The organism is Streptomyces sp. NPDC053048, from assembly GCF_044547045.1.
Classification (GTDB): Bacteria; Actinomycetota; Actinomycetes; order Streptomycetales; family Streptomycetaceae; genus Streptomyces.
The window spans coordinates 1-16,354 of the sequence record NZ_JBITZS010000014.1 but is presented as its reverse complement, the minus strand read 5'-3'; the positions used below and the strand labels follow the sequence as shown (position 1 = coordinate 16,354).

Genomic DNA, 16,354 nt, shown 5'->3' with positions numbered 1-16,354 from the left:
CCCCGAAGACGCTACGGCCTCACGGCGCCATCTCGTACGCCCCCGACAGCGCCTCCACGCGCTCCCAGACGCGGGCCGAGCGGGCCTCGTCGGCGACCGGGCGGCGGACCGCGCCAAGGGCCCAGCTCTGCTGGTCCGCAGTGGCCGAGTCCTTGCCGTGCAGCTCGACGGCGTGCGCGGAGAAGTCGCGGACGAGGACCGCGAACAGCTCGTCGAGCACGTCCTCCTCGAGGCCGGTCAGGCGGGCCTGCTCCAGGATCAGCTGGCCGTGCACGACGAGCGCGAACAGCTGGCCGACGGCCAGGAGGAGGTCGAGGTCGCGGCTCTGTCGCTCGTCGGGGGCGGCCGTCGTCACGAACTCGCACAGTGCGTCCGCCTGCTCGCGGAAGCGGCCGACGTTCGGTACGTGGGCGTACGCGTCGAACGCGGGGCGCCAGTCGTGGAAGCGGATGGCGCCGAGGCCGCGGGCAGGGCCCTGGCGGAAGAGGAAGTCGTCGTCGGCCGCGTCCAGGCGGGTCGGCACGGGCGCGTACTCGGCCGGGTTCAGCAGGTGGTTGCCCATGAACTTGAGGATCAGCGCGAGGTTGACGTGGACGGTGCCCTCGAGCTTGGGCAGTCCCCGGATCTCGGTGGCGGCCTGGGCGAAGTAGGTGTCCTTCTCGAAGCCCTTGGCCGCGATGACGTCCCACATCAGGTCGATGACCTTCTCGCCCTCCGTGGTCACCTTCATCTTCGTCATGGGGTTGAAGAGCAGGTAGCGGCGGTCGTCGGGGCCGGCGGAGCGGAAGTAGTCCACGGCACGGTCGCTGAACAGCTTCATCCCGACGAGGCGGACGTAGGCGTCGGTCAGCTCGCGGCGCACGTGTGGGAAGGCGGTCACGGGGCGGCCGTAGAGGATGCGGTTGTGGGCGTGGGTGACGGCCTCGTACATCGCGTGCTCGCAGATGCCTATCGCACCGGTGCACAGGTTGAACTTGCCGACGTTGACGGTGTTGAGCGCGGCGTCGAACGCGGCGCGGCCGGTGTGCAGGACGTCCTCGGCGGCGACCGGGTAGTTCTCCAGGCGGAACTCGCTGACGTACTTCGAGGAGTCGACGACGTTCTTGACGAGGTGGTACGCCTCGTGGCGGCTGTCGGCGGCGAAGAAGACGTAGCCGTCGGGGCCCTCGACGTCGGTGCGGCGGCCGAAGACGGACACGAGACCGGCGGCGTTGCCGTTGCCGATGTAGTACTTGGAGCCGCTGGCCCGGAATCCGCCGTTGCCGTCGGGCTCCAGCAGCATGTCGGTGGAGTAGATGTCGGCGCCGTGGGTCTTCTCCGACAGGCCGAAGGCGAACACCTCGCCCTGCGCGAGGAGTTCGGCCGCGCGGGCGCGGGCGGCTTCGTTGTCGCTCTGCCAGACGGGGCCGAGGCCGAGGATGGTGACCTGCCACGCGTACCAGTAGTCGAGGCCGTAGAAGCCGAAGATCTCGTTGAGGGCGGCGATGCGGGCCGTGTCCCAGCGCTTGTCCTGCTGCTCGCCGGCGGCGGAGGCCGGGGTGAGGAAGGTGGCGAACAGCCCCTCCTTGGCCGAGAAGGCGAGGAAGTCCGACAGCCAGGCGCGGGAGCGGTAGTCCTCGATCAGCTTGCGCTTGCCGCGCTCCTCGAACCAGTCGACGGTGGCGCGCAGCAGCCTGCGGGTCTCGGCGTCGAAGTGTGCCGGGTCGTACGTACGCGGGTTGAACAGGAGCGGGTCGGCCATGGGTGTTCGCCTTTCCGGCTTGGAGGGCTTGTGGCGCTTGGAAGGGTGAGGAGCTGTGGGTGGCCGCTGCCGAGCTCAGCGGTCGGCCGCCGGGCGGATCCGGTGGAGCGTGGCGAGTACGTCGTCGAGCCAGGCGAGCGTCATCCGCTCGTAGGCGATGCCGCCGCGCAGGACGACGTGCTGCAGTTCCTGCCCGGCGTCGAGCGTCGAGGGGGCTTCGGGTCCGGTGAAGTCGCGCAGTTCCCCCGCGAGGTAGTGCGCGAGCCGGTCGGTGTGCGCCCGGTGGTGCCGCTCGACCTCGCGGATCAGCGCGGCCGGGTCGTCGAAGGCGGCGCCGCGGATCTTGACCGCGAGGTCGTGCCGGACGCTCTCGGGTTCGATCGGCTCGTGCAGCCACTGCGAGAGGGCGGTTCGGCCGGGGGCCGCGACGGAGTATTCCTTTTTGTCCGGCCTGCCCTGCTGCGGCACCTCGCGGACGTCGATCCATCCGTCGCCCTCCATGCGCTTGAGGACGCGGTAGATCTGCTGGTGCGTGGCGGTCCAGAAGTACCCGATGGACCGCTCGAACCGCCGGGCCAGCTCATAGCCGGAGCCCGGACGCTCCAGCAGAGAGACGAGGATCGCGTGCTCGAGTGCCATGGCCCGGATCCTCGTATGCAACTCGTTTCATAGGCAAGGGGGCCCGCCCGGGTGAGACGCGGCTCACTCGAACTGCGCGGATGCCTCCAGGGCGTCGGCCCGTGCCCGGAGGTCGGCGGCGATGTCGTCCCAGTAGGGACCGTGCAGGTGGAGGCTGTCCGCGGCCTCGCGCATCAGCGCCGGGTCGTCCGGCCGCTGCAGGAGGAGGAGCCGGTAGACGAGATTGCGGATCCACACCGGGAGACGGCCCTCGACCACGTGCGGGCCCAGTCCGCGCAGCATGGCGAGGATCGAGTCGGCGTCGGCGAAGGTGAGCTCCTCGACGAAGTACTGCTCGTGGTGGTCGCGGCCGCACGCGGTCGTCGGCGTGTACGCGTCGTCGTAGAGGCACCGGGCGTGCTCCGTCAGAGAGGTGTGCATGGCCCGAAGCCTACGATTCCTTGATCCATTAGCGGGAATCAGGCTGATGGGAGAGTCAGGGCAGGCGGGAGATTCGGGCAGACGGAGGGGCGGGCGGCGCTCACGAGAGCCCGGTCCTCCTGACGACGATCCCTTCGGCCGGATCGTTCACGCAGGTGAAGTCGGTCGTCGTGGTGGGCCTGGCGATCATCGAGCCGAGGTCGGTCAGGCACGCCCCCAGCGCCTCCTGGCCGAAGGCGTTGGGGTGCAGCGACTCCTGCTGGTCGCCCTGGGACTCCCAGAGGAAGTCGGGCGAGTAGAGGTAGGGGATCCAGCGGACCCACTCCCCCTCGATGATGCTCAGGGGGTTCGCCGCGGAGTTCTCCTTCGTCGCCTGGTAGGCGTATCCGCTGCACAGCTCATGGTGGGCGAAGACGTCGTCGAGGTCGAGGAACGTGGCGCTCGCGGCGGCCGCCGCGCTCCTGAGCCTGTCCTTGAGGCCGCGGACGAGGGTCTGCCGGGCCCAGTCGATGTCGGCGTCGTAGAAGGGGCAGCCGCCCTCGCTGTACCGCGTACGGTCCTCGGCGGCGTAGCGGTAGTCCTTGCTGGGCGGCAGCGGGGCCGGGTAGGACTCCACGACGAGGCGGTAGTCCCCCGCCTTGTACCCGGCCCGCGTCATCGTGTTCCCGATCGCCGACAGCGCGGTCCTCACCCTGCCCTCGACGGCCCGGAGCTCATCGGTCATGCCGCCCCAGGCGTCCGCGCAGTGGCCGTAGTAGAACCAGGAGAGCGGCGGAGGCCGCAGAAAGCGCTTCGCGCAGTCCCTGACGATGTCGGCGAAGCCGAGGTCGTTGCCGCCGATCGACAGCGTGACCATCTCGACCTTGTAGTTCGACGCGATGTACGCGAGCTGTTCGGTCTGCGCGGGCTCGTTCTTCTCCGCGTACGGGTGAGTGATCTCGTAGGTGGTCGCGCCGGAGCAGGCGATGTCGAAGTGCTGCCAGGGGTCGACACGGGGATATTCGGCGAAGACGATCGGGGCCGTGTCCGAGCGGTCGCAGCGGTTGCCGCCCTGCTCGGGCGCGTAGGAGGTCGCGCCGTAGACCCGGTCCAGGTCGTGGCCGCAGCTGTCCTCGCTGAGGCAGTCGACCGCGGCACGGTCGGTGCCCCACGCCGTGCCCAGGCCGTGGGTGTTGGCGTTGCCGGCCCACCGCCCGGCCTCGCCGGAGGCGTAGCTGTCGCCCATCGAGACGATGACCGGGTGCCTGGGCACCACGCACGGGGCTCCGGCGGCGCGCAGCAGCTCGTCTTCGGGAGCGCAGGCGATGTCGTGTCCGTCGGGGCTCGTGCTGTTCCAGAACCCGACCGGATAGTGGTCGGACTGGTCCATGTAGCGCAGCCGGAAGGCCGTGTAGTCGTGCTGTGCGGGGATTCCCTTGGCGACCATGTAGTCGAACTCGGTCCGGGGGTAGCTCCTCGGGTGGGTGAACCGGCCGGAGCGGACGACGGTCCGCCGGCCGGCGGGGTCCGCGGGCAGCGAGTCGGGGGTGCGGTTGAAGTCGCCCATGACCGCCCAGTGGTTTCCGGCCGCCTGCTCGACCTTGTCCACGAGGAAGGGGGCGTCGTTCGTCTGGGACGTGCCCACCCGGTTCGTGGCGTGGATGCAGTAGAACCATGTGCCGTCGGTGAGCCGGATGCCGAGGGCGGGCCGGGAACCGGGCGTCAGCCGTCCGCCCACGGCCTGGGGCGGGATGACGTTGACGGCGTCCACCTCGTCGTTCACCTGGTTGACGACGAGGGCGAGGGCCCGGTTGCGGTTCCCCGGCACGTTCATCTTGTAGATGACGCAGGGGCGCGCGGGTTCGGCGGTCGGCCGCAGTGCGCAGTTCACCCAGCGGAAGCGTTCGACGACGTAGGTGGCCCTGGGTGAGGTCGTGTGGACGGTCGTCTCGCTGGGGACCACCCGTCCGGCCGCCTTGGTGGTGTTGTCCGGGTCCGGCTGCTCGTCCCGCACCTCCTGCAGGGCGAGGACCTCGACCTGCTTGGCCACCGGGAAGACGGCGCTCTGCCAGCGGCCGACGCTGCCGTACTGGATGTTGAACGTGGCGGCACGGTGCGTGTGCACCTGACGGCTTACGGCGGAGGCGGTCTGCGGCGTGCCCGGCAGCAGGCCGGTCACCACGACGAGCACGAGCGCGGCGAGGCACAGGCCCCGCGCCCGCCGGGCACCGGTACGGCCGCCGCCACCGGCACCGCTGCCGCTGTCACGGCAGGCACCGGCACGACCGGCTCCCAACTGACGCTTCATCACCAGACTCCGACTCGACTCGCCGCACCGGCCGACCGGGCCGGGAACCCTGGCCTGACTCGCCGTCACATCCATCCGTCGGGTCGACCGTAGGTCGGCACCGCAGGGCCCGCATCGCGGACGGCTCCGAAAGGGGCACGGAGCGGATGCGCTCCGGCGGCGGCCGGCCGGGAAATCGGTTGACGAGTTGCCCCGCGCGGCGTTCGTATAGCCGTCGACCGGCAGCCCGCCGCTGCCTCCTCTTCCCTCCCTCCCCCGGTCACTCCCGTCCCGAAAGGTGCTCGTGCGCGTGGGCAAGATGCATGCCGACGAAGCGGATATCGACGTCTCTCTCGTTCGCCGGCTCGTCGCTTCGCGGTTTCCGCGGTGGGCGGGCCTTCCCCTCGTGGAGGTTCCTTCCGCCGGCACGTCCAACGCCATGTACCGGCTCGGCGAGGACATGGTGGTGCGGCTGCCGCGTGTCGCGGGAGCCGCCGACGATGTGAGCAAGGAACACCAGTGGTTGCCGCGGCTCGCACCGGCGCTTCCGGTCGCCGTTCCCGTGCCGCTGGGCAGCGGAACGCCCGCCGAGGGCTATCCCTGGCCCTGGTCCGTCTACCGCTGGCTCGACGGCGAGGTTCCGGCCGCCGGGCGCGTCACCGACCCCGGCTCGCTCGCGAGGGACCTGGGCGGGTTCGTCGCCGCGTTGCACCGGATCGACACCGCCGGCGGCCCCCGCTCCTACCGGAGCGAGCCCTTGGCGGCGCGGGACGCCGCGGCGCGTCGCGCGATCGGCGAGCTGCGCACCGTCGTCGACGCCGGCGCGGCGACCGCCGTATGGGACGCCGCCCTGCGGGCCCCGTCGTGGCCGGGACCGGCCGTGTGGATCCACGCGGACCTGCAGCCGGGGAACCTCCTGCTGGCCGGCGGACGGCTCGGCGCCGTCATCGACTTCGGGTGCCTGGGCCTGGGCGATCCCGCCGTCGACCTGATCGCGGCCTGGTACGTACTGCCGGCCGGCGCGCGCGACACCTTCCGGGCCGCCACGGGCGCCGACGACGCCACCTGGACGCGCGGCCGTGGCTGGGCCCTGTCGATCGCGCTCGCCGAACTGGACTACTACCGGGAGACGAACCCCGTCATGGCGGGCATCGCCCGGCACGTCATCCACGAGGTCACGGCCGATCACCACCGGACCGCATGACGGCAGCCCGCAGGCTCCCGTCCATGGGCTCCCGCCCGTGGGAGTTCTCGCGCCGGCTCATCCCGGCGGCAGGCCGAGGACACATGACGTCATCCGGACATCCATCGGCGCGATCAGGACAAAACCCGGCCCCTGCGAATCCCCCCGATCACTCCGTCACGTCCTCCCTCGTTGGTGTGCTCGGCGTCGGTGTCATCGCTGCCGATGCCGACCGCCCCGTGCAACCTCCGGGAAAGGAACGACGAACGCCCATGAATCTCGGCACCATGATGTCCCGCACCCTCACCTCGGCCGCGCTGGCCGTGGCCCTCGGGCTGGGAGCGGCCCCCGGCGCCCAGGCGGCGGCCGTGCCCGTCGCCGACAAGGTCGGGAAGGCCGGCCGGGCCGACAACGGGGGCGGCTGGCAGGGTGAGGGCGGGCTGGCGCTGAACGCCGCGGACAACGCGCGCGTGGACGCGTTCGTGGAGCAGGCCAAGAGGGCCGAGCGTTCCATCAGCCCCCAGGTGCGGGCCGCGGCGCTGCTGAGTTCGGCGGAGCTGGTCGGCTTCGACCACCGCCTGAAGTCGCCGGACTCGCTCAAGCGCAAGGTCGCCACATCCATGAAGGAGCATCCGGGCCAGAACGTGAACGAGGCCCTGTCCGGCATCAACGACTCGGTGCGCTATACGCTGCGGTGGCCCGACGGCCGCTACACCGAGGGGGTCACCGTCGCCTCGCGGCTGCTGTCGGTGTGGGGCAACGACAGCATCAAGTGGACCAACACCTGGGGCCGCGCCAAGGGCTACAAGGCGATCAATTCGGGCTGGTCGGCGGCGCGCTCCGGGCATCGCTTCGAGGTGCAGTTCCACACCCCGGCGAGCAAGAACGCCCAGGAGGTCACGCACAAGCTGTACGAGGAGCAGCGCCTGCCGGGCACGAGCCCGGAGCGGGCCAGGGAGCTGCAGGCGCAGCAGGACGCGATCTTCGCCGCCGTTCCCGTCCCGCAGGGCGCCGATCGCCTCACGGCTCCCGGACCGGTGCGGGCCCCCGTCGCCGGCTGAGCAAAGTCCGCTACCCCGGTACCGCCCGGCCCCCGGCGGCAGCGATCGCCGGGGCCGGGAACCTCGACTACCGTGGTTCTCGTGGGCCGGCAGGCTTCTCGACGTCTCTCGAGAGGGGCCTTGATGGCGATCGACATTCACGCGCACGCGTGGACGGACGCCTACCTCGATCTGTTGCAGGGGTACGGCAAGACCGATACGACCACGCAGCGCGGGCTGGGCGCGGGGGTCTCGGACGCGGAGCTGGAGGCCCGCTTCGAGCTGATGGACGCCGCCGGCATCTCGCATCAGGTGCTGTCGGTGACGCCGCAGTCGCCGCACTTCGCCGAGCGTGAGCACGCGGTGCACGCGGCCCGCACGGCCAATGACGAGTACGCGGAGGTGGTGCGGCGGCGGCCGGACCGGTTCCGGGCGTTCGCGGCGCTGCCCTTCCCGCACACCGATGCCGTGCTGGAGGAACTCGAGCGGGCGCTGGACGTGCTCGGCATGGTGGGCGCGTCCACGACGACGTCGGTTCTCGGCCGCTCACTGGCGGATCCGGCGTTCGAGCCGGTCTTCGAGGAGCTGGACCGGCGCGGCAGCGTGCTCTACGTGCATCCGGCGGGTACGGGCGCGGACTCACCCCTGATCGCCTATCACCGTCTCACCTGGATGATCGGGGCCCCGGTGGAGGACACCGTCGCGGCGATGCACCTGATCCTCGCCGGGATCCCGCTGCGCTACCCGCGGCTGAGGATCGTGATCTCGCACCTGGGCGGGGCGCTGCCCATGGTGCTGAACCGGGCGGATCGCCAGTACGGCTGGGAGGCCCCCGACATCCCGGAGAAGCCGAGCATGGCGGCGCGGCGCATGTGGTACGACACGGTGGCGCACGGTCATGTGCCGGCGCTGTGGGCGGCCGTGGAATCGCTGGGCGCCGACCGGCTGGTTCCCGGGACGGACTTTCCTTACCAGCCCGGTGAGGAATTCCTTGCCGCCACCGAGTACATCAGGCACTCGGGGCTGCCCGAGGCGCAGGTGACGGCGATCCTCGAGGAGAACGCCACACAGCTCGTGACCCTCTGACCCTATGAGAGACCTCTGACCCCGCTGAGAGACCTCTGACGGAACCCGCGCGTTTGGGACCGGCACGAGGGGCAAGCCGCCACATATCAGGCAAGCCACTCGCAGCCTCGTCAGAAGGAGCCCTCGTGGTCGCCGTTGCCCTGCTCATGCCTCCCCTCCTGCTGTGCCTGGTGCTCGCGCTGGGGCGGTACGAGGAACGCGTGCTGAAGAACGTCCACGTCCGCCCCGACGCGCAGCCGCGGCACGCGCTGCCGCCAAGTCGCCTGCGCGCCGTTCCCGACCTGCCCACCCGTGAACCGCCCGCCGACGAGCCGAGCGGCCGGCACGCCGCGTGACACGCCCTGAGGTCAGGACGCAGGCTCGAGGCCCCAGGCGACGGCTCGTCCGGCGGCGGCCGCGCGGTTGGGGACGTCGAGTTTGGCGAGGATGTGCTCGACGTGGGTGGCGACCGTGCGCGGGCTGAGGAAGAGACGTTCGGCGATCTCCCGGTTGGTGCGCCCCTGGGTGAGTTCCGCCAGCACCTCCAGCTCGCGCGGGGAGAGGGCCGAGGGGCGGGCGACGGTACGGCAGACCACGACCGTTCCGGCGTCCTGGCGGGTCAGGTGCAGTTCGAGCATCCGCTGCCGGTACGGCACCAGCACGGTGGCCGGCATCCGCTGCCGGGCCGCCGTCCGCCGCAGCAGGGTCGCCAGCGGGGAGCCGGCTTCGGTGAGACCGGGCAGCGGCTCTCCGCTCATCGTCACCGGGGCCGCGCCCTCGTCCTCCGGCAGGAGCACGGCGCAGGAGCCGCCCACGGCGTCGCCGGATCCGGCGCGACCGCCGGAGGAACGGGGGCCGAGCAGCGGGTCGGTGACGGCCGCGAGGCACTCGCCCAGCAGGGTCATCACGGCCCGGACGGCCGGCTGGTCGCACCGGGTGCGGGTCGTGCTGACGTTGAGGATGCCGACGTACCTGCCGTCCGCGGCGAACAGGCACTGGGCCACGCCGTCCTCGACGCCCAGGGGTTCGAGGACGTCGTGGAACCCGGTGGAGGTCCGCCGCACCGGGCCGGGCACGTCGTGCCACCAGCGGGTGGTGTCCGACGAGTGCCGGATGAGCGAGAAGCCGGGGTCGTCGTGCAGGCGGCTCTCGATGTACCGGGTGGCGCCGGCCGGGTAGCTGCCGGCCAGTGTGAGGTGACGGCGGCGCAGCGGATCCCACCGGGACAGCGACGCGTGGTCGTAGTCGATCACCGCGGACAACGCGGTGAGGACGGTGTCCGCGTCGCCGGTGCCGTCGACGGCGCGGTGCGCGGTCCGGCGTACGTGCAGGGCGGCGCTCAGCACGTCCGTCGTGCTCTGCTTCACTGGCATCCGTTCAGCATGATCATTGGGTGGTGGGTGGTCAACCTGCGAGTTCGTCGTGCACGACGTCGCCGCCGACGGCGGTGAACACCACGGGCATGGCCGGGATGTCGTGCGGGTCAGCGGTCATCAGGTCGCCCGCCAGGACGCACAGGTCGGGGGCGATGTCGAGGGACAGCGGGCGGCGGCCCGCCACCACTGTGCGTTCTGCCCGGGGGTCGCGCACATCGGTCGACCGACCGATCGGGGCACGTCGGGCCGGTCTCCTCCTGGAGGAGGGCTTCGGGCGGGTTTCCTCCTCCATGGGGTTATCACCCGTTCGGGCGTATATGCCATCGTTCGGTGGATCCTGCTCCGCCCGCGCCGACGATGCGTGAACGGTCCGCCGGGCCCGATGCTCGAGGTGCGAGGGCGCGGGGGGACGCGCCCCACCACGGGGGGATCCACCGATGTTCGACTACACGGGCTTCTTCGACGACCGCCTGGACAATCTCCGCAAGAGCGGGCAATACCGTACGTTTATCGAGATCGAGCGGCTGGCGGGGCGCTTCCCGCGCGCCCTGCACCACCGGCCCGACGGCCCCCGGGAGGTCACCGTCTGGTGCAGCAACGACCATCTCGGCATGGGCCAGCACCCCGCCGTGCTGGCCGCGATGCGCGCGACGCTGGACGCCTCCGGCGCCGCGGCGGGCGGGTCGCGCAACATCTCGGGCACCACCCCGCACCACGTCGCGCTGGAGCGTGAGATGGCCGATCTGCACGACAAGGAGAGCGCGCTCACTTTCATCACCGGCTACGCCGCCAACGACGCCGCCCTGTACGTGCTGGGCAGGACGCTGCCGGACTGCGCGTTCTTCTCCGACCGGCTCAACCACGCCTCGATGATCATGGCGATGCGGGCGAGCGGCGCCGAGCGCCACGTCTTCGCCCACAACGACCCCGCCGACCTCAACCGGAAGCTGTCCGCGGTCCGTCCGGGCCGGCCGAAGGTGGTCGCGTTCGAGTCCGTCTACTCCATGGACGGCGACATGGCCCCCATGGCCGAGCTGTGCGCGGTCGCCCACCGGCACAACGCCCTGGTGTACGTCGACGAGGCGCACACCGTCGGCATGTACGGCCCCCAGGGCGCCGGGCTGGCCGCCCAGCTCGGCATCTCCGACGAGGTCACCGTGCTGATGGGCACGTTCGCCAAGGGGTACGGCACCGCCGGCGGCTATCTGGCCGGTCCCGGCTCCATGATCGACGCGGTGCGCAGCCTGGCACCGGCGTTCATCTTCACCCTCTCCATGCCGCCGGCCCTGGCCGCCGGCGCCCTGGCCAGCGTCCGGCACCTGCGGGCCGGCGACACCGAGCGCGAGCAGCTCCACGAGCGGGCCGCGCTGCTGAAGTCGCTGCTGCGCCGGGCGGGCATCCCGCTGGTGAGCGAGCAGAGCCACATCGTGCCGGTGCTGGTGGGCGACGTGGACCGCTGCCGGCGGCTGGCCGGACTCCTGCTGGAGCGGCACGGGCTGTACGCGCAGCCCATCAACTTCCCCAGCGTCGCCATGGGGAGCGAGCGGCTGCGCATCAACCCCTCCCCCGTCCACCGGCCCGCCGACGTCCATCACTTCGCCGACGTCCTGGACCGCGCCTGGGACGAGCTCGGCCTGCCCCGCACGACGGCGCCCGCCGCCTACGCGGAGTCGGCGTGAGCGGGCCCGGCCCCGGGCCGCTGGTCGTTCCCCGCCATGCGGCGGGGGACGACCGGCAGGCCACGCCGTGGGCCCGCTGCGCCGTGCTGTACGCCTTCCTCTTCCTCATGGGGGCCGAGACGTTCCTGGTCTCGCCGCTGCTGCCCACCATCGCCGCGGACCTGCGGGTGGGCACCGGCGCCGCGGCCCAGGTCGTGACCGCCTACGTGCTGGCGTACGCGATCGCCGCTCCCCTGCTCGGCGGGGTCTCCGACCGGTTCCCGCGCCGGGTGTTCGTCGCCGGGGGCGGGGTGCTGTTCCTGTGCGGCAACCTCCTGTGCGCCACGGCCGGCAGTCTGGGCGCGCTGACCGCGGCCCGCGCCCTGACGGGCCTGGGCGGGGCGATGGCCGCCCCGGCGATGTGGGCCTACTTCGCCGAGGCCGCGGCCCCGCGGCAGCGCGGCCGGGCGGTGGCGGGCGGGGTCGCCTGCTACGCGCTGGGGCAGGTGCTGGGGGTGCCGCTGGGCGGGCTGCTCGCGCAGAGCGCCCACTGGTCCTGGGCGTTCGCCGCCCTGGCCGCCGGACTGGCGCCGGTGGTGCTGCTCGTGGTGTGGCTGCTGAAGGGGCCGCCTCCGGGCGTCGCCGGTTCGCCCCGTGCCGGTTCGGTGCTGGGCGGGTTCGGGGTGTGGCGGGAGGGGCGGCTGGCGCTGCCGCTGCTGTCGACGGGCTTCCTGCAGGCCGGTCGCCTGGGCGCGTACACGTTCGTCGGTGCGCTGTTCGCCGAGCGCTTCGCCTTCGACGCGGGGCGGCTGGGGCTGGTCGGGCTGCTGGTGGGGGCCGGTTCCCTGACGGGCTCGGTACTGGCCGGCCGGGTGATCGACCGGGTGCGGGGGCGCGGCGGCGACGAGAACGGGCTCGCGGCCGTGCTGGCCCTGGTGTTCGTGGCGGCGGCCGTCGTCACGTTGTCCGCCGGCCGGCTCGAGGTGACCCTGGCCGCGCTGTTCGTGTGGTTCATGGCCGGCGGCGCCTTCTACACCACGCAGCAGACCTATCTCGGCGGCGCCAGCCCGCGCCGCCGGGCGAGCGTGGTCTCGTGGAACGGCACGCTGGACCACCTGGGCGTCGCCGTGGGCACCACCGTGCTGAGTCCCTGGCAGCCCGCGGGCCCGGCGTTCATCGCCGTCACGGCCGCGCTGGGGGTCACCGCGGCGGCCCTGTCGGCGGTGACGGCCCGCCGCAACGCCCGGAGCGACGCCGGGCGGTGAGCCCGGGGCGCGGCAGTGGAGATGGAGGGACCGGTCACGGGCCCGTCGCGGCCGGGAGCCGCGGCGGGCCCGTGAGCTGCTGCGGCCGGTGCCCGTGAGCTCCTGCCGCGGCGGTGGGTCAGCTCGCGAGGTGGAAGCCGGCGCCGACTCCGCCGTTGGCGTTCATCTCGTCGATGATGCTCAGGATCGGCGAACTGTGCTGGGCGCCCCAGGCGTTGCCGACCAGGGTCTGCCCGTCGACGACGGGGGCACCGGAGTCACCGCCGTTGGTCCAGATGAGGTGGGTGAACCAGATGCCGCTGGTGCCCAGCTTCTTGCCGCAGGTGAGGCCGGTGCGGTGGCCCTGCTTGCACATGCGGGTGCCGTTGGCGGGCGGGGCTCCGATCGAGGTGATGGTCACTCCGCCGACGGTGCTGGTGGGGGCGACTCTGCTCTCGTCGAGCTTGATCACCGCGTAGTCCAGGCCCTTGGGGCCGGTGTTGAGCAGATTGTTGGGCGTGCTGACGTACGTCACCGTGCCGATGGCGCCCGTCTGGAGGTCGGGGCGGCTGTTGGCGATCGGGGCGGGCTCGAAGGCCGTCCCGGCGGGCGAGACGTCCCGGTAGACAGTCTCGCCGACCAGCTTGTTGCCCTTGTCGTCGATGAAGCAGTGGGCGTTGGTCAGGCCCACCAGGTTGCCGGCCGCGTCACGGCCGACGGCGGTGAGGGTGCAGATGTAGTAGCCGGTGGGCGCCTCCGGCGTCGGGCTCAGCCGGAAGATGATCCCGGTGCCGCCTCCGACGGCCGTGCGCGTGTCCGCGCTCGCGGACGGGGCCGTCGCGACGAGGGACATGCTCGCGACGAGGACGGCAAGGCCCAGGGCACGTAACACAGGTAACACACGTCTCATGTGATCACTCCAAACAGTCGATGTCGGACGGAACACGCCTCAGACCGGGCGCGCTTCGATCAACTTGTAGGTGTTCGGGAACGGCAGCGGGGTGATGGTATCGAGGCGGAAGCCGGCCGTTGCGCACAGTGCGCGGAAGTCCTCGGCGGTCCGTTCCCTGCCGCCGACGTTCACCAGCATGTTCAGGTCGCTGAGGTAGCTGAAAAAGGCGAGGTCGGTGCTCTCGGCGGGCACGGTGGACGGCAGGACCGGTTCGACGAGCAGGAGTGCACCGTTGTCCGGAATGACACCCCGGATGTGGCGCAGAATGGTCGCGCACTGGTCGTCGTTCCAGTCGTGGATCACGCTCTTGAGCAGATAGAGGTCGCCACCGGCCGGCACCGAGGCGAAGAAGTCGCCCGTCTCCAGGGCCACTCGGTCGGTGAGGCCCTCGCGGGAGAAGCGCGCGGAGGCCTGCGCCAGGCCTTCCGGAGTGTCGTGGACGATGCCTCGCGGGCCGGGGTGCGCGCGCAGAATGGCGGAGAGCAGGGTGCCGTCACCGCCGCCCACGTCCACGACGGTGGAGAACCGGCCGAAGTCGTAATGATGGGGAATGACGTCGGCGGCGAGCTTCGTCGCCTGGCTCATCGCCGCGTTGAACTCGGCGGACAGCTCTGGGCGTTCCTTGAGGTGGCCGAAGAAGTCCGTGCCGAACACCGTGTCGAACGACGGCTTCCCCGTCCGCACGCTCTCGTCCAGGCGGTCCCAGCCGCGCAGCATGACCGGGTCGGTGAACATCCGTGCCACCGAGAGCATGGTGCCGGGCACGCCGGCGCGCAGCAGGTCGCCCGCCGGAGTCGTGGAGAAGGCACCCGGCGCGGTCTCGGTCAGCAGCCCCAGCGCCGCCAGGGCGCTCAGCAGCCGGTGGGTGGCCTGCGGCTGGGCACCGAGTTCGTGGGCGAGGTCGGTGGCCTGGCGCTCGCCGTCACCGATGAGTTCGAAGACGTCCAGCCGCAGGGCGGCCCCCAGGGCCTGCGTGGCCAGCTGCCCGAAGGCCAGCCGCGAGACGAGACCGCGGTGCTGCCAGTCCGCCGCGACCTGCTCCTTGTTGTCTTCCGCTCCTGTCATCGTGGCCCCCTTCGTGGTGGCGCCGTCCGGCGCACGGGCGCGCGCCGGACGGCGGGATGCCGAAGCCCGGCGGCTCACCGCCACCGGGAAGTTAGGCAAGCCTAAGTTGATGTCGGGGAGGCCGCAATGCCCCGCGGGCGGGCGTCGCCCGATCCGGCGCCGGTCATGACGCCTGTTATAACTTCCTGCATGTCGCACATATCTTTACGCCGTTCCGTCACGCTGGCGCTCGCCCTGGCGACGTTCCTGGGCCCGGCCGCCGCCACCGCTGCGGCAGGCGGTCCGCGGACCGGCGCGTCCCCCGCCGCCACGGCAACGGCCCCGGACCAGGACGTGGCGAGGCGGCTGGACCGGTACGCCCATCCGCTGCGCACCGCCGAGCCCGGCGGTCCCGGGGGTGATCTCGCCGCGTTCGCCTCGATGACCCGGGGCGCGTCCATCGTCGGAATCGGCGAGGCATCGCACGGCTCGAAGGAACTGTTCACCGTGAAGGACCGGTTGTTCAGGCAACTGGTGCGGCGGGAGGGCTTCTCCGCCTACGCCATGGAGATCAGCTGGTCGGCGGCCACCCGGCTGAACACGTATCTCCTCACCGGCAAGGGCGATGTACGGCAGATCATGCGCGAGGAGTTCCAGGACGGGTACTTCCTGCTGAACACGGAGGAGATAGCGCAGCTGTTCAGCTGGATGCGCGAGCACAATCGCACCGCCTCGCACCAGCTCCGCGTCGTGGGCCTGGACTTCTCGGACGCCGATCCGGAGCAGTACGAGCGCATCCTCACCTGGGCCGAGGACAACGAACCCGCCCTCCTTCCCCAACTCCGCCGCCACTATGCCGCACTCCGCGCCCTGCCCACCGGGGTCGGCACGCGCATGGCGGCGTACAACGCCCTGCCGCTCGCCGAACGGAAGACGATGGCGGACGACGCGGCGGCCGCCTACCGGCTGCTGGCCGGGGCCGGAAAGCGGGATCCCTGGGTGCTGCAGGAGGCCCGGATCATCTCGCACATGGCCACGGAGTACACCGTCGACTGGAGCGACCCGGCCCAGGCGAAGGCCGCGAGCCGCCACCGCGACCGGACCATGGCGGAGACCGCCGTGTGGTGGCAGCGGCAGACGGGCGAGCGAATCGTGATCTCGGCCCACAACGGGCACGCCGCCTACGAGTCCGCCGTGCCCGACTTCTACCCGGTCACGATGGGCGCGGACCTGCGCGAGCTCGTCGGCCGTGAGTACCTCGCCGTCGGCACCTCGCTGCACAGCGGCAGGTACCGCGCCCGCACGGCGACGGGCGGGACGGGTGTGTACGCCGTCGGCCCCGCGGCCCCCGGCAGCAACGAGTACACCCTCGACCAGGTGCGCTACCGCGACTTCTACGTCGACCTGCGCGCGGCGGGCCGCGACCGGGTCCTGGGCGACTGGCTGAAGACGGCACGCCCGACGTACGTCATCCCGGGCCGGTACCCCAACCAGCCGACACCACCGCTCGCGCTGGGCCGTGCCTTCGACGTCGTGGTGCATCTGCACACGGTGCGGGCGTCGGTACCGCCGGCCGAATGACGGCGGGCCCCCGGTGGGGGCAGACAGGATTCGATCAGTCGAGATACGGTTCGAAGTCCCAGTAGGGCCGTACCCTCTGCCGGGCCGCCAGGGTGTGCGGGTGCTGGGCGCCCAGGGTGCGGGTCAGGCGTTGGAGGGCGCTCTC

Annotated in this window: 15 protein-coding genes; 7 read left to right on the top strand and 8 right to left on the bottom strand. The window is 71.7% G+C overall.

What is annotated here, in order from left to right; genetic code table 11:
• Window positions 1-19: 19 nt before the first annotated feature.
• From ACIG36_RS30695 to ACIG36_RS30680, 4 genes are all read right to left on the bottom strand, one after another.
• Window positions 20-1,741, bottom strand: a complete 1,722-nt coding sequence (locus ACIG36_RS30695) for an acyl-CoA dehydrogenase family protein (RefSeq protein ID WP_399934962.1) — start codon at window positions 1,739-1,741, stop codon at window positions 20-22.
• A gap of 75 nt (window positions 1,742-1,816) precedes the next feature.
• On the bottom strand, window positions 1,817-2,380 hold the full coding sequence (locus tag ACIG36_RS30690) for a PadR family transcriptional regulator (RefSeq protein ID WP_399934959.1): 564 nt from the start codon (window positions 2,378-2,380) through the stop codon (window positions 1,817-1,819).
• A 63-nt stretch (window positions 2,381-2,443) separates the two neighbouring features.
• Window positions 2,444-2,800 carry a hypothetical protein gene (locus ACIG36_RS30685; protein ID WP_399934956.1) on the bottom strand — a complete coding sequence of 119 codons (357 nt, stop codon included), beginning with the start codon at window positions 2,798-2,800 and terminating at the stop codon, window positions 2,444-2,446.
• Window positions 2,801-2,900: 100 nt separating this feature from the next.
• Window positions 2,901-5,087 (bottom strand): hypothetical protein, encoded by a 2,187-nt coding sequence (locus ACIG36_RS30680; protein WP_399934953.1) that lies wholly within the window; start codon window positions 5,085-5,087, stop codon window positions 2,901-2,903.
• Window positions 5,088-5,385: 298 nt separating this feature from the next.
• On the opposite strand from ACIG36_RS30680, the gene ACIG36_RS30675 reads away from it, so the two are divergent.
• From ACIG36_RS30675 to ACIG36_RS30660, 4 genes are all read left to right on the top strand, one after another.
• Window positions 5,386-6,270, top strand: coding sequence for an aminoglycoside phosphotransferase family protein (locus tag ACIG36_RS30675; protein WP_399935284.1), 885 nt, complete (start codon window positions 5,386-5,388; stop codon window positions 6,268-6,270).
• A 251-nt stretch (window positions 6,271-6,521) separates the two neighbouring features.
• A complete protein-coding gene (locus ACIG36_RS30670) occupies window positions 6,522-7,310 on the top strand; it encodes an ATP nucleotide 3'-pyrophosphokinase (RefSeq protein WP_399934950.1) in 789 nt (262 codons plus the stop codon).
• A 123-nt stretch (window positions 7,311-7,433) separates the two neighbouring features.
• The gene (locus tag ACIG36_RS30665) at window positions 7,434-8,375 is read left to right on the top strand and encodes an amidohydrolase family protein (protein WP_399934947.1); all 942 of its coding nucleotides are present in this window, start codon (window positions 7,434-7,436) and stop codon (window positions 8,373-8,375) included.
• A 125-nt stretch (window positions 8,376-8,500) separates the two neighbouring features.
• Window positions 8,501-8,710 (top strand): hypothetical protein, encoded by a 210-nt coding sequence (locus ACIG36_RS30660; RefSeq protein ID WP_399934944.1) that lies wholly within the window; start codon window positions 8,501-8,503, stop codon window positions 8,708-8,710.
• Between the two features lie 12 nt (window positions 8,711-8,722).
• Here the strand turns inward: ACIG36_RS30660 and ACIG36_RS30655 are convergent, their stop codons facing one another.
• Complete coding sequence (locus tag ACIG36_RS30655; protein ID WP_399934941.1) at window positions 8,723-9,727, bottom strand: response regulator transcription factor; 1,005 nt, start codon at window positions 9,725-9,727, stop codon at window positions 8,723-8,725.
• Between the two features lie 31 nt (window positions 9,728-9,758).
• A complete protein-coding gene (locus ACIG36_RS30650; protein WP_399934938.1) occupies window positions 9,759-9,914 on the bottom strand; it encodes a hypothetical protein in 156 nt (51 codons plus the stop codon).
• 253 nt (window positions 9,915-10,167) lie between these two features.
• Here ACIG36_RS30650 and hemA point away from each other — a divergent pair, with 253 nt between their 5' ends.
• Together hemA and ACIG36_RS30640 are read left to right on the top strand one after the other, a co-directional pair.
• The gene (hemA, locus tag ACIG36_RS30645) at window positions 10,168-11,409 is read left to right on the top strand and encodes a 5-aminolevulinate synthase (RefSeq protein ID WP_399934935.1); all 1,242 of its coding nucleotides are present in this window, start codon (window positions 10,168-10,170) and stop codon (window positions 11,407-11,409) included.
• On the top strand, window positions 11,406-12,653 hold the full coding sequence (locus tag ACIG36_RS30640) for an MFS transporter (protein ID WP_399934932.1): 1,248 nt from the start codon (window positions 11,406-11,408) through the stop codon (window positions 12,651-12,653). The genes hemA and ACIG36_RS30640 overlap by 4 nt, the downstream gene beginning before the upstream one ends.
• A gap of 118 nt (window positions 12,654-12,771) precedes the next feature.
• Here the strand turns inward: ACIG36_RS30640 and ACIG36_RS30635 are convergent, their stop codons facing one another.
• Together ACIG36_RS30635 and ACIG36_RS30630 are read right to left on the bottom strand one after the other, a co-directional pair.
• Entirely contained in the window at window positions 12,772-13,542 is a 771-nt protein-coding gene (locus ACIG36_RS30635; RefSeq protein ID WP_399934929.1) for a trypsin-like peptidase domain-containing protein, read from the bottom strand.
• A gap of 39 nt (window positions 13,543-13,581) precedes the next feature.
• On the bottom strand, window positions 13,582-14,649 hold the full coding sequence (locus tag ACIG36_RS30630; protein WP_399934926.1) for a methyltransferase: 1,068 nt from the start codon (window positions 14,647-14,649) through the stop codon (window positions 13,582-13,584).
• Window positions 14,650-14,838: 189 nt separating this feature from the next.
• On the opposite strand from ACIG36_RS30630, the gene ACIG36_RS30625 reads away from it, so the two are divergent.
• Complete coding sequence (locus tag ACIG36_RS30625) at window positions 14,839-16,209, top strand: erythromycin esterase family protein (RefSeq protein WP_399934923.1); 1,371 nt, start codon at window positions 14,839-14,841, stop codon at window positions 16,207-16,209.
• The last annotated feature ends 145 nt before the right edge of the window (window positions 16,210-16,354 follow it).